The 12,852-nt window shown below is 68.8% G+C and carries 10 protein-coding genes; 3 read left to right on the top strand and 7 right to left on the bottom strand.

What is annotated here, in order from left to right:
- The 7 genes from gyrA to dnaA form a co-directional block, all read right to left on the bottom strand.
- Positions 1-2,625, bottom strand: coding sequence for a DNA gyrase subunit A (gyrA, locus tag BLV72_RS16860; protein ID WP_093463207.1), 2,625 nt, complete (start codon positions 2,623-2,625; stop codon positions 1-3).
- A 42-nt stretch (positions 2,626-2,667) separates the two neighbouring features.
- Complete coding sequence (gene gyrB, locus BLV72_RS16855) at positions 2,668-4,698, bottom strand: DNA topoisomerase (ATP-hydrolyzing) subunit B (protein ID WP_093463206.1); 2,031 nt, start codon at positions 4,696-4,698, stop codon at positions 2,668-2,670.
- A 307-nt stretch (positions 4,699-5,005) separates the two neighbouring features.
- A complete protein-coding gene (locus tag BLV72_RS16850; protein WP_043237513.1) occupies positions 5,006-5,548 on the bottom strand; it encodes a DciA family protein in 543 nt (180 codons plus the stop codon).
- Positions 5,545-6,687, bottom strand: a complete 1,143-nt coding sequence (recF, locus tag BLV72_RS16845) for a DNA replication/repair protein RecF (RefSeq protein WP_093463204.1) — start codon at positions 6,685-6,687, stop codon at positions 5,545-5,547. The genes BLV72_RS16850 and recF overlap by 4 nt, the downstream gene beginning before the upstream one ends.
- A 55-nt stretch (positions 6,688-6,742) precedes the next feature.
- Complete coding sequence (gnd, locus tag BLV72_RS16840) at positions 6,743-7,624, bottom strand: phosphogluconate dehydrogenase (NAD(+)-dependent, decarboxylating) (protein WP_093463203.1); 882 nt, start codon at positions 7,622-7,624, stop codon at positions 6,743-6,745.
- Between the two features lie 102 nt (positions 7,625-7,726).
- A complete protein-coding gene (dnaN, locus tag BLV72_RS16835; protein ID WP_093463201.1) occupies positions 7,727-8,857 on the bottom strand; it encodes a DNA polymerase III subunit beta in 1,131 nt (376 codons plus the stop codon).
- An 839-nt stretch (positions 8,858-9,696) separates the two neighbouring features.
- Positions 9,697-11,556: a chromosomal replication initiator protein DnaA gene (gene dnaA / locus BLV72_RS16825; RefSeq protein WP_093463200.1), complete on the bottom strand. Its 1,860-nt coding sequence runs from the start codon at positions 11,554-11,556 to the stop codon at positions 9,697-9,699.
- Between the two features lie 436 nt (positions 11,557-11,992).
- On the opposite strand from dnaA, the gene rpmH reads away from it, so the two are divergent.
- The 3 genes from rpmH to yidD are packed head-to-tail and all read left to right on the top strand — an operon-like array spanning position 11,993 to position 12,852.
- Positions 11,993-12,130 carry a 50S ribosomal protein L34 gene (rpmH, locus tag BLV72_RS16820; protein WP_009716483.1) on the top strand — a complete coding sequence of 46 codons (138 nt, stop codon included), beginning with the start codon at positions 11,993-11,995 and terminating at the stop codon, positions 12,128-12,130.
- Positions 12,131-12,154: 24 nt separating this feature from the next.
- Positions 12,155-12,538, top strand: a complete 384-nt coding sequence (rnpA, locus tag BLV72_RS16815) for a ribonuclease P protein component (RefSeq protein ID WP_079059322.1) — start codon at positions 12,155-12,157, stop codon at positions 12,536-12,538.
- Positions 12,535-12,852, top strand: coding sequence for a membrane protein insertion efficiency factor YidD (gene yidD, locus BLV72_RS16810; RefSeq protein ID WP_014061973.1), 318 nt, complete (start codon positions 12,535-12,537; stop codon positions 12,850-12,852). The genes rnpA and yidD overlap by 4 nt, the downstream gene beginning before the upstream one ends.

Raw genomic sequence — 12,852 nt, 5'->3', positions numbered from 1 at the left:
TTACTCCTCGGTCTCGTCGGCCGGGGGCGGATTGCCCTCGACCGCCTCGGACGCGGCCTCCTCGGCTGGCGCGCTCCCGGTCGCGGAATCTTCCTCGACCTCTTCAGCCTCACGACCGGCCTCGGCGTTCCGGGCGATGCCGACGACGGCATCGCGCTTGCCCAGGTTGATCAGTTGGACGCCCATGGTGTCACGGCCCGTCTCCCTGACCTCATTGACCCGGGTACGGATCACGCCACCGCTGAGCGTGATGGCGAGGATCTCATCGGTCTCCTCGACCACCAGCGCCCCGACCAGGGAACCGCGGTCCTCGACGATCTTCGCTGCCTTGATCCCGAGGCCGCCGCGCCCCTGGACGCGGTACTCGTCGACATTGGTCCGCTTCGCGTACCCGCCGTCGGTGGCGGTGAACACGAACGTACCGGGCCGGACGACATTCATCGAGAGGAGTTCGTCGTCCTCGCGGAAGCTCATGCCCTTCACACCGGAGGTCGCGCGCCCCATCGGCCGCAGCGACTCGTCCGTCGCCGTGAACCGGATCGACTGGGCCTTCCTGCTGATCAGCAGCAGATCGTCCGCGGAGGAGACCAACTCGGCACCGATCAGCTCGTCCTCGCGGCCGTCCGCCATCTCCCGGAGGTTGATCGCGATCACGCCGCCCGAGCGGGGCGAGTCGTAGTCCTTCAGCGGGGTCTTCTTCACCAGGCCGGACTTGGTGGCGAGCACCAGATACGGCACCGCCTCGTAGTCCCGGATCGCCAGGATCCGCGCGATCTTCTCATCGGGCTGGAACGCCAGCAGGTTCGCGACATGCTGGCCGCGTGCCTCCCGGCCGGCGTCCGGCAGCTCGTACGCCTTCGCCCGGTAGACCCGGCCCTTGTTGGTGAAGAACAGCAGCCAGTGGTGGGTGGTGGAGACGAAGAAGTGGGAGACGATGTCGTCCTGCTTCAGCTTCGTCCCGCGCACGCCCTTGCCGCCGCGCTTCTGGGAGCGGTAGTCCTCGGTCTTGGTGCGCTTCACATAGCCGCCACGCGTGATGGTGACGACGATGTCCTCCTCGGCGATCAGGTCCTCGATGGACATGTCACCGTCGAAGGGCACCAGCTTGGTGCGCCGGTCGTCGCCGAACTTCTCGACGATCGCGGTCAGCTCCTCGCTGATGATCTGCCGCTGCCGCTCGGGCGAGGCCAGGATCGCGTTGTACTCGTCGATCTTGGCCTGCAGCTCGTCGTGCTCCTGGATGATCTTCTGACGCTCCAGGGCGGCCAGCCGCCGCAGCTGCATCTCCAGGATCGCGTTCGCCTGGATCTCGTCGATCTCCAGCAGGCCCATCAGGCCGCCGCGCGCGGTGTCCACCGTGTCGCTGCGCCGGATCAGCGCGATGACCTCGTCGATCGCGTCCAGGGCCTTGAGCAGACCGCGCAGGATGTGCGCCCGCTCCTCGGCCTTGCGCAGCCGGAAGCGGGTCCGGCGGACGATGACCTCGATCTGGTGGGTCACCCAGTTGCGGATGAACGCGTCCAGCGACAGGGTGCGCGGCACACCGTCGACCAGCGCCAGCATGTTGGCGCCGAAGTTGGTCTGCAGATCGGTGTGCTTGTAGAGGTTGTTGAGGACGACCTTGGCGACCGCGTCCCGCTTGAGCACGATGACCAGGCGCTGACCGGTGCGCGAGGAGGTCTCGTCGCGGACGTCGGCGATGCCTCCGACCTTGCCGTCCTTCACCAGGTCGGCGATCTTCTGCGCGAGGTTGTCCGGGTTCACCTGGTACGGCAGCTCGGTGACCACCAGGCACTGCCGGCCCTGGATCTCCTCGACCTCCACCACCGCGCGCATCGTGATCGAGCCGCGCCCGGTGCGGTACGCCTCCTCGATGCCCTTACGGCCGACGACCAGCGCGCCGGTCGGGAAGTCCGGGCCCTTGATCCGGTCGATCAGGGCCTCGAGCAGCTCCTCCTGGGTGGCCTGCGGGTTGGCCAGGAACCACTGGGCGCCCTCGGCGACCTCGCGCAGATTGTGCGGCGGGATATTGGTGGCCATGCCGACCGCGATCCCCGCCGAGCCGTTGACCAGCAGGTTCGGGATGCGGGCCGGGAGGACGGTCGGCTCCTGGTTACGGCCGTCGTAGTTGTCCTGGAAATCGACGGTCTCCTCGTCGATGTCCCGGAGCATCTCCATGGCCAGCGGGTCCATCTTGCACTCGGTGTACCGCATGGCCGCCGCGGGGTCGTTGCCCGGGGAGCCGAAGTTGCCGTTGGAGTCGACCAGCGGCATCCGCATGGACCACGGCTGAGCGAGCCGCACCAGGGCGTCGTAGATCGACGAGTCGCCGTGCGGATGGTAGGTGCCCATGACGTCGCCGACGACGCGGGCGCACTTGTAGAAGCCCTTCTCGGGGCGGTACCCGCCGTCGTACATCGCGTACAGCACCCGGCGGTGCACCGGCTTGAGGCCGTCCCGGACGTCCGGCAGCGCACGGCTGACGATCACGCTCATCGCGTAATCGAGGTACGAGCGCTGCATCTCCGTCTCGAGGCCGACCGGCTCGACGCGGAGTGCGGCGCCTTCGGCGAGCTCGTCGGGGGTCAGTTCATCGGGCGTGTTCGGGGTGTTCTCGTCGGCCATTGCTGGTCAAAGTCCTTCTGTCGTCTGCGGCTGGGGGCCGACTCAGATGTCGAGGAAGCGGACATCCTTGGCGTTGCGCTGGATGAACGAGCGCCGTGCCTCGACGTCCTCACCCATCAGGACCGAGAACAGGTCGTCGGCCTGCGCCGCGTCGTCCAGGGTGACCTGGCCCAGGACGCGGTGGTCGGGGTCCATCGTGGTGACCCGCAGCTCTTCGGCGTTCATCTCGCCCAGACCCTTGAAGCGCTGGACCGAGTCGTCCCGGATGCGCTTGCCCTGTTCACGGCCGACCTGGATCAGCGCGTCCCGCTCCCGGTCCGAGTACGCGTACTCGAAGTCGTCCCGGCCCCACTTGATCTTGTAGAGCGGCGGGCGGGAGAGGAAGACGTGCCCCGCCTCGACCAGCGGGCGCATGAAGCGGAAGAGGAAGGTCAGCAGCAGGGTGTTGATGTGCTGGCCGTCGACATCGGCGTCCGCCATCAGAATGATCTTGTGATAGCGGAGCTTGTCGATGTCGAAGTCCTCGTGCACCCCGGTGCCGAAGGCGGAGATCAGCGCCTGGACCTCGTTGTTCTGCAGGATCTTGTCGACCCGGGCCTTCTCCACGTTGAGGATCTTGCCGCGGATCGGGAGGATCGCCTGATACTGCGGGTTACGGCCGGACTTGGCCGAACCACCGGCGGAGTCACCCTCGACGATGAAGATCTCGCACTTCGACGGGTCATTGGACTGGCAGTCACTCAGCTTGCCCGGCAGCGACGCGGTCTCCAGCAGCCCCTTACGGCGGGTCAGATCCCGCGCCTTACGGGCCGCGACCCGGGCCGTCGCCGCCTGGATCCCCTTGCGGACGATGTCCGCCGCCTCATTGGGGTTGCGGTCCAGCCAGTCGGCGAGATGCTCGTTGACGATCTTCTGGACGAAGGTCTTGGCCTCCGTGTTGCCCAGCTTGGTCTTGGTCTGGCCCTCGAACTGCGGCTCACCCAGCTTGACCGAGATGATCGCGGTCAGGCCCTCGCGGATGTCCTCACCGGTGAGGTTGTCGTCGCGCTCCCGGAGCAGCTTCTTGTCGCGCGCGTACTTGTTGATCAGGTACGTCAGCGCGGCGCGGAAGCCCTCCTCGTGGGTGCCGCCCTCATGGGTGTGGATGGTGTTCGCGAAGCTGTAGACACCCTCGGTGTACTGGGTGTTCCACTGCATCGCGATCTCGAGGGAGAGCATCCGCTCCTTGTCCTCGGCCTCGAACCCGATCACCGTGGGGTGGACCAGCTCGCCCTTGCGGGAGTTGAGGTAGGTGACGAAGTCGACGATGCCGCCCTCGTAGTGGTACTTCACGGAGAGCGGCTTGCCCTCCTCGTCCACATGGGCCTCGCGCTCGTCCTTGAGCGAGATCGACAGGCCCTTGTTGAGGAACGCCATCTCCTGGAAGCGCCGGGCCAGCGTCTCGAAGGAGTACTCGGTGGTCTCGAAGACGTCCGGGTCCGCCCAGAAGGTGACCGTGGTGCCGGTCTCCTCCGTGGCCTCGTTCCGGGCCAGGGGCGCGGTCGGCGCTCCCGTCTTGTAGTCCTGGGTCCAGCGGTAGCCGTCCGTCTTGACCTCGACCGACACCTTCGACGACAGGGCGTTGACGACGGAGACGCCGACGCCGTGCAGACCGCCGGAGACGGCGTAGCCGCCGCCGCCGAACTTGCCGCCCGCGTGCAGCACGGTCAGCACGACCTCCACGGCCGGCTTCCCCTCCGAGGGGACGATGCCCACCGGGATCCCGCGGCCGTTGTCCACGACGCGGACGCCGCCGTCGGCGAGGATCGTGACCTCGATGCTGTCCGCGTGACCGGCCATGGCCTCGTCGACGGAGTTGTCGACGACCTCTTGGACGAGATGGTGGAGGCCGCGCTCACCGGTGGAACCGATGTACATACCGGGTCGCTTGCGGACCGCCTCCAGCCCCTCCAGGACGGTAATCGCACTGGCGTCGTACGACGGCGGAGCCAGGGCCTCGTCGTCGGGCGTGGACGGGATGTTTTCGATGGGGTTGCCGGAATCGGCCACGAAGCGCCCTTTCTGGCACAGCACAAGCCGTCTCCGGGCAGGCGGGAGCGGCTGCGTCGTTCAACATGTGTCCGCAAGCGCTCGGTGCGCCGGCGGCGACGGTGTACGGCCCCAGTCTACCGGTAGCGCCGACAAGAATGGGGGCTTGCTGCCGCCTGAGTCCGCATGTGCCGCCCTGAACCGGCTGCCAGCGACTCCCCATATGCGGGGACGGGCTCCAAGAGGCTCACACCGCCACTCAGCGCTTCGAGCTGTCAACCACCGGCAACCGTGACCGGGGTCTCAGCAGTCACCCTGTTACCCCCGGTTAACACGGGAGCGCACAACCCGGTCAGCCGTAGGTATCGCCCGGGCCGGTGGAGCCCGGGGAGCGCAGCGGGCCGTAGCGGCGGGCCGGGCCGCCGGGGCCCAGGACCTTGATCATCTTGACGGTGCCATGCCCCAGATCGGCGTTCAGCCGGGCCACGAGCTGCGGGGCGAGCAGTCGCAGCTGGGTCGCCCACGCCGTGGAGTCACAGCGCACCGTGAGCACCCGGGCGTCCTCGTCGTACCGCTGGGGCTCACAGTGCTGCGCCACCTCGGGCCCCACCATCTGGGGCCAGCGGCCCATCACCCCGCCGACCGCGGCCGGGGCCTCCCAGCCGCGCTCGGTGATCAGCCGGTTGATCGCCGCACCGAGCGGAAGCGGATCGCGGCCATCGGCGCGCGCGCCGGAGCGCAGGCCCCCTCTGCGCGCCTGCTTCTTCTGCTGGGCCGCGGCTCCCCGGGCGCGCGCCTGCTCCTTGGCGGCGCGCAGCGCCACCCGAGCGAGATCGACTCCCGAGGGCTCGGGCACCGGCGAGGGCCCCGCAGGCTGGTCCATTCCGTCGGTCATACGCGCCGCACCTCGCCCTCGGACACCGCATAGCGCGTGCCGGACAGCACCTGCGGAACGTCATCTTCCACCGCCGCGGTCACCAGCACCTGCTCCCCGGGGGCGACCAGCTCGGCCAGCCGCTCCCGGCGCCGCTCATCCAGCTCCGCGAAGACGTCGTCGAGCACCAGCACCGGCTCGCCCGCCTCGGTGCGCAGCAGATCGTAGGAGGCCAGCCGCAGGGCGAGGGCGTACGACCAGGACTCGCCATGGCTGGCGTAGCCCTTCGCCGGGAGCCGGCCCAGCTTGAGGATCAGGTCGTCGCGGTGCGGGCCCACCAGGGTGACCCCGCGCTCGATCTCCTGCTTACGGGCCTCGGTGAGAGCGGCCATCAGCAGCTCATACAGCTCCTCGCGGCTGCCCGCGTCGGTCAGCCCCTCACCGGCCGAGCCGCGGTACTCCAGCAGCACGGGGCCGCCGCCCGGGGCGAGTTGCTCGTACGCCTTGTCGGCGAGCGGCTGGAGCACGGCGATCAGATCGAGCCGCTGGGCCAGCAACTCGGCACCGGCCCGGGCCAGATGCTGGTCCCAGACGTCGAGCGTGGACAGGGCCGCGTCGCCGCCGCCGCTGCGCGAACCGTGCCGCCGGGCCAGGGCCGCGGTCTTCAGCAGGGTATTGCGCTGCTTGAGCACCCGGTCGTAGTCGGAGCGGACCCCGGCCATCCGGGGCGCCCGCGCGGTGATCAGCTCGTCGAGGAAGCGCCGGCGCTCGCCCGGATCGCCCTTGACCAGGGCCAGATCCTCGGGCGCGAACAGCACCGACCGCAGGATCCCCAGCACATCACGCGGTCTGACCTGCGAGGACCGATTGATACGGGCGCGATTGGCCTTGCCCGGGTTGAGCTCCAGCTCGATCAGCTGCTGCCGGTCACCCTGGACGACCGCGGCCCGGACCACGGCCCGCTCCGCGCCCATGCGCACCAGCGGGGCATCGGAGGAGACCCGGTGGCTGCCGAGGGTGGCGAGATAGCCGACGGCCTCGACGAGATTGGTCTTGCCCTGGCCGTTGGGCCCGACGAAGGCCGTGACGCCCGGGTCGAGCGCCACCTCGGCCCGGGTGTACGAGCGGAAGTCGGCGAGCGAGAGATGCGTGACGTGCATAGTGGGCTGCGCCGACCTCCCCCGGCTGAACTGCTTGCTCCACCCCGTGGGGTGGTTACTTGTCGCTGCTCTCGACCGCGTGGCCGCCGAACTGATTGCGCAGCGCGGCGATCATCTTGATCTGCGGCGAGTCCTCCTGGCGGGAGGCGAACCGGGCGAAGAGCGATGCGGTGATCGCGGGCAGCGGCACGGCGTTGTCGATCGCCGCCTCCACGGTCCAGCGGCCCTCGCCGGAGTCCTCCGCGTAGCCGCGCAGCTGGGCCAGGTGCTCGTCCTCGTCCAGGGCGCGCACGGCCAGGTCCAGCAGCCAGGAGCGGATGACCGTGCCCTCCTGCCAGGAGCGGAAGACCTCGCGGACGTCGGTGACCGAGTCCACCTTCTCCAGCAGCTCCCAGCCCTCGGCGTACGCCTGCATCATCGCGTACTCGATGCCGTTGTGGACCATCTTGGCGAAGTGGCCCGCGCCGACCTTGCCGGCGTGGACGGCGCCGCCCTCGCCCTCGGGCTTGAGCGCGTCGAAGACCGGCTGGACCTTGGCCACATCCTCGGCGGCGCCGCCGTACATCAGCGCATAGCCGTTCTCCAGACCCCAGACACCGCCGGAGACACCGCAGTCGACGAAACCGATGCCCTTCGCGTTGAGCTGCTCGGCGTGCTTCTCGTCATCCGTCCAGCGGGAGTTCCCGCCGTCCACCACGATGTCGCCGGGCGACAGCAGCTCGGCCAGCTCGTCGATGGTGATCTGGGTGGGGACGCCCGCCGGGACCATGACCCACACCACTCGGGGGCCCTTGAGCTTGTTGACGAGCTCATCGATGCTGTGGACATCGGCGACGTCCGGGTTCCGGTCGTATCCGATGACGGTGTGGCCTGCGCGGCGAATGCGCTCGCGCATGTTGCCGCCCATCTTGCCGAGGCCGATGAGACCGAGCTCCATCAGTGATCCTTCATGCCGTAGTGCGTTGCGTTTCGCGGTGAGTCCGAGCCTACGCCCGCGGGTAGCCGCACAGATGTGGGCTACACCTGCTCATTCGCGCTCTCAGCCGCTGAGTCGCACCGGCATGATCAGGTACTTGTACGCCTCGTCCGCCTCGGCGTCCATGGCGGGCTTGCCACTGAGCAGCGCGGGCTTGGTCGAGGTGGTGAAGGACAGCTGGGCGACCGGCGAGTCGATCGCGCTGAGGCCGTCCAGCAGGAACGTCGGGTTGAAGGCGATCGAGATGTCGTCACCGTCGAGCTGGGCGTCCACCCGCTCCACAGCCTGTGCATCGTCGCTGGACCCGGCCTCCAGGATCAGCACGCCCTGCTCGAAGGTGAGCCGCACCGGGGTGTTCCGCTCGGCGACCAGGGCCACGCGCTTGACGGCCTCGACGAACGGGGGCGTCTCGATCACCGCGACCGAGTTGAACTCGGTGGGGAAGAGCGTGCGGTACTTCGGCAGGTCGCCCTCGAGCAGCCGGGTGGTCGTACGGCGCCCGGCGCCCTCGAAGCCGATCAGGCCCTCACCCGCACCCGAGCCGGAGAGCGCGAGGGCGACGGTGTCACCGCTGGTCAGCGACTTGGCGGTGTCGAGGAGCGTCTTGGCGGGCACCAGCGCGACAGCGGAGATGTCGGGGGTCTCGGGCTTCCACAGGAACTCGCGGACCGCGAAGCGGTAGCGGTCGGTGGAGGCCAGCGTGACGGTGTCGCCCTCGATCTCGATCCGCACACCGGTGAGCACCGGCAGGGTGTCGTCACGGCCGGCGGCGATGGCGACCTGGGCAGCGGCGGAGGCGAAGACCTCACCGGGGACGGTGCCGGTCGCGGTCGGCATCTGCGGCAGCGCCGGGTACTCCTCCACAGGCAGGGTGTGGAGTGTGAATCGCGAGGAGCCGCAGACGACGGTCACCCGCACCCCGTCGCTGGAGATCTCCACAGGGCGGTTGGGGAGGGCGCGGCAGATGTCGGCGAGGAGCCGGCCGGAGACGAGGACCGTGCCGTCGTCCTCGATGTCGGCCTCCACGGAGACGCGGGCCGAGACCTCGTAGTCGAAGCCGGAGAGGCTGAGCGCGCCTTCCTCCGCCTTCATGAGGATGCCCGCGAGGACGGGCACCGGCGGTCGGGCCGGGAGGCTGCGGGCCGTCCAGGCCACCGCCTCCGCGAGTACATCGCGCTCCACCCGGATCTTCACCGTAAGCCGCCTCCTGCTGTTGCTGGCTCGCCCTGCTGGCCTTCGTCGTCGGCTGAGTAGCCGGAGACCAGTCTGACGCACGCCGCCGACAGTCGGTGCGGCTCGGGGTCAAGTCGGTGCGCGGGGTGTCGGGCGGCTCGGCCCGAGGTTGTGCACAGGCCCCACTTCGAAGCGATTTCCTCGCTATAACTCTGTGGTCGTAGTAGTAGGGCCTGTGGAAACCGTGGAAAACTGACTTTTCCCTGGTCAGCGGCGGTTTTTTGTCCACCGGGCCTGTGGGCGACGGCGGTGGACAACCAGGGTTGTCTGTGGATGCCGAAGAGTTCTGCACATGCGATGCACAGACATCGGCCGGTTCTCCCCAGCGCCGTCCCCAGTTTTACCCACCTTCCCCACAGCCCAACCCGCCTCCTTGGTGTGACGCCTTTCACTCGCGCCGGTGACCGTGGCCGTTTCGTTGCCGAACAGTGGACAGCGGTGTGGAGAAGCTGTGGGCAACGGGCCTTCGGCTGTGGGTTGCCGGTGGACAAGCTGACGTGCGGCCTGTGGGTATCTCGATCATCCACAGTCTGTGGACTCCCGATAGCCACAATTCCACAACCACCTGACCTCGGCGGATGCCTTCCCCGCCGGACACCCTGTGGACGCGATCGGGACAACTTCCACGTCCCCAGGGTGTGGACGGTGGATGGGCCGCGTATCTGTGGAGAACTGGGCCGGCCGGGCAGGGAATCGAACAGCTCGTAGGGGTGAACGACGAAGGGCGCTCCGGGAGTTGTCCCTCCCGGAGCGCCCTTCAGCGGTTCGCGGTGGCCCTGCGGCGGCCCTGCGGGCCCCTCTCAGCCGTTCTTGATGCGGTTGGTCAGCTCGGTCACCTGGTTGTAGATGGAGCGCCGCTCGGCCATCAGCGCCCTGATCTTGCGGTCGGCGTGCATGACCGTCGTATGGTCGCGGCCGCCGAACTGCGCGCCGATCTTGGGCAGCGACAGATCGGTCAGCTCCCGGCAGAGATACATCGCGATCTGCCGCGCGGTGACCAGGACCCTGCTGCGGGAGGCGCCGCACAGATCGTCGACCGTATGCCCGAAGTAGTCGGCCGTCGCGGCCATGATCGCGGTGGCGGTGATCTCCGGGGCCGCGTCCTCGCCGCCGGGGATCAGATCCTTCAGCACGATCTCGGTGAGCCCGAGGTCCACCGGCTGCCGGTTCAGGCTCGCGAAGGCGGTCACGCGGATGAGCGCGCCTTCCAGCTCCCGGATGTTGCGGGAGATCCGCGAGGCGATGAACTCCAGCACCTCCGGCGGCGCGTTCAGCTGCTCCTGCACCGCCTTCTTACGGAGGATCGCGATACGCGTCTCCAGCTCCGGCGGCTGCACATCGGTGATCAGGCCCCACTCGAAGCGGTTGCGGAGCCGGTCCTCCAGGGTGACCAGCTGCTTGGGCGGCCGGTCGGAGGAGAGCACGATCTGCTTGTTGGCGTTGTGGAGCGTATTGAAGGTGTGGAAGAACTCCTCCTGCGTCGACTCCTTGCTCGCCAGGAACTGGATGTCGTCGACCAGCAGGATGTCCATGTCGCGGTAGCGCTTGCGGAACGCGTCCGCCTTGCCGTCGCGGATGGAGTTGATGAACTCGTTGGTGAACTCCTCCGAGCTCACATAGCGCACCCGGGTGCCGGGATACAGACTGCGCGCGTAGTGACCGATGGCGTGCAGCAAGTGGGTCTTGCCGAGCCCGGACTCCCCGTAGATGAACAGCGGGTTGTACGCCTTGGCCGGCGCCTCGGCCACGGCGACCGCCGCGGCGTGCGCGAAGCGGTTGGACGCGCCGATGACGAAGGTGTCGAAGAGGTACTTCGGGTTCAGCCGCGCGGTTGGCTCACCGGGGCCGGACGCGGGCGCGGGCTGAGCGGCGAGCGGGCCGGGGGCGCCGGTCTGCGAGGGCAGGACGGGCGGTCCGCCGCGGGCGCGCTCGAGCGGGTCGGGCAGATCGTGGCGCTGCTCGTACGGCGGGCGCTCGGGGCCGGGCCCGGGGCCGCCGCCGGGACCGCCCGGACCGGGGCGCTCGGCGCCCGGACCGCGGTAGTCACCGCGCCGCTGCTGGTCGTACGGCTGCTGGTCATAGCCGGACGAGGAGTGCTGGGGGGAGGCGTAAGGATCGCTCTCGGGGAAGCCGCCGAGCCGGGGCTGCTGCCAGCCGTAGTCGTCACGGGGCCGCGGCCAGGCGCCCGGTTCGGGGCGCGGCTGCTGATAGCCGGGGTACGCGGGGCGGGCCGACGGCAGATCGTCCGGCGCCTGGCGGCCATAGCCGTCCCGGCCGTCCCGGCCGTCGTAGCTCTCGTAGGACTCGCGCTGGTCGCGGCTCTCGTAGGACTCGCGCTGGTCGCGCTGGACCTGCGGGGGGACGACCGGTTCGCCGGCGGATTCGTCGACGGTGATCGCGATGCGGATCGGGCGGCCGCACTCCCGGCTCAGCGTTTCGCTGACGACGGGGGCCAGCCGGCCCTCCAGCACGCCCTTGGCGAATTCATTGGGGACGGCGAGCAGCGCGGTGTCGGCGACCAGCGCGAGGGGCTGGCACCGCTTGATCCAGTGCTCGTCCTTGGCCTCGACACCTTGTCCGCCCTGTCCCGAGCCCTCTCCCAGCAGCCGCTCGAGCACGCGTGGCCACACTGCGGCAAGATCGGCAGGTACGTCAGCCACAGGGCACGCTCTCTCAGCTCGCTGGGTGGGGACGCCGACAGGTCCCACGAATGCGTGGTTCTCGGGACGGGCGTGAAGGAATCGGAGCCCAGCCACGGTAGTCAGGCCGGGGTACGCGGTTCAAGTCGTTGTCCACAGGGTGTGTACAAATGTGCCATGCGATGTCGCCGGGCGTTCCCTTGCCCCTAGTCTGGGAGCAGAACCGCGCTGTCTTGGTGTCGGCCACCGGTTTGACCGGATGGCGTAACCGCGCGTACCGTAACCAGGTCGAGTTGTCGATGGCTGCTGCCGCCTGCCTCCGATGGGCAAGGATCACGGGCGAGATGACCTGTGATCGTGAAGCGGTGCACTCGGGCGTATTGCGAGCTACTCGTGGGCGCACGGTGACAGCCAAGCGATAGACCGCCACCATCCGATTCATTTCTGGAGCCCCCGAGTGAGCAAGCGCACTTTCCAGCCGAACAACCGTCGCCGCGCGAAGACCCACGGCTTCCGGCTGCGGATGCGCACCCGTGCCGGCCGCGCGATCCTCGCGTCCCGCCGTAGCAAGGGTCGCGGACGCCTGTCGGCCTGAGCAGCCTGATCCAAGGTCCATGACGTGCTGCCTACCGAGCATCGGCTGAGGCGGCGCGAGGACTTCGCGGCCGCGGTACGCCGAGGACGCAGGGCCGGTCGCCCGCTCCTTGTCGTGCATCTTCGCACCGGCCTCACCAGCGGTGATACGGACCCGCACGCATCCGGGGAGAGTGCTCCTCCGGCGCGTGCGGGTTTCGTCGTAAGCAAGGCCGTCGGCGGCGCCGTCGTCCGCAATCTGGTGAAGCGGCGACTGCGTCATCTGATGCGGGACCGCATCGATCGTTTTGGCGCAGGTAGCCTTGTGGTCGTACGGGCGCTGCCCGGCGCGGGTGAGGCGGGCCACGACCAGCTGGCCCGCGATCTCGACACGGCAGTGCAGCGGCTACTGGGAGGGGTGCCGCGATGAAGTACCCGCTGCTGTGGTTGATCAAGCTGTACCAGTGGACCATCAGCCCGATGCTGGGACCGGTCTGCAAGTACTACCCGTCGTGCTCGCACTATGGCTACACGGCCATTGACCGGCACGGCGCGGTAAAAGGAACGGCGCTGACGGCCTGGCGCATCTTGCGCTGCAATCCATGGTCGCTCGGTGGCGTCGACCACGTTCCGCCCCGGAAGCGTCCGGTGTGGCACCAGCGGCTGCGGAACCGCCTCGGCGGGCATCCGACTGTGGAGCCTGCCGCACAGCCCGAGACCCAGCCCAACGCCCAAGGAGCCTGA

The sequence above is a fragment of the Streptomyces melanosporofaciens genome (assembly GCF_900105695.1).
Classification (GTDB): domain Bacteria; phylum Actinomycetota; class Actinomycetes; order Streptomycetales; family Streptomycetaceae; genus Streptomyces; species Streptomyces antimycoticus.
This window is presented reverse-complemented; position numbering and strand designations above follow the sequence as displayed.

Bases quoted from the DNA above. Each gene is read 5' to 3' on its own strand.
- BLV72_RS16850 (WP_043237513.1), bottom strand. From the start codon at position 5,548: ATGACCGACGGAATGGACCAGCCTGCGGGGCCCTCGCCGGTGCCCGAG.
- yidD (WP_014061973.1), top strand. From the start codon at position 12,535: ATGAAGTACCCGCTGCTGTGGTTGATCAAGCTGTACCAGTGGACCATC.
- gyrA (WP_093463207.1), bottom strand. From the start codon at position 2,625: ATGGCCGACGAGAACACCCCGAACACGCCCGATGAACTGACCCCCGAC.
- recF (WP_093463204.1), bottom strand. From the start codon at position 6,687: ATGCACGTCACGCATCTCTCGCTCGCCGACTTCCGCTCGTACACCCGG.
- gnd (WP_093463203.1), bottom strand. From the start codon at position 7,624: ATGGAGCTCGGTCTCATCGGCCTCGGCAAGATGGGCGGCAACATGCGC.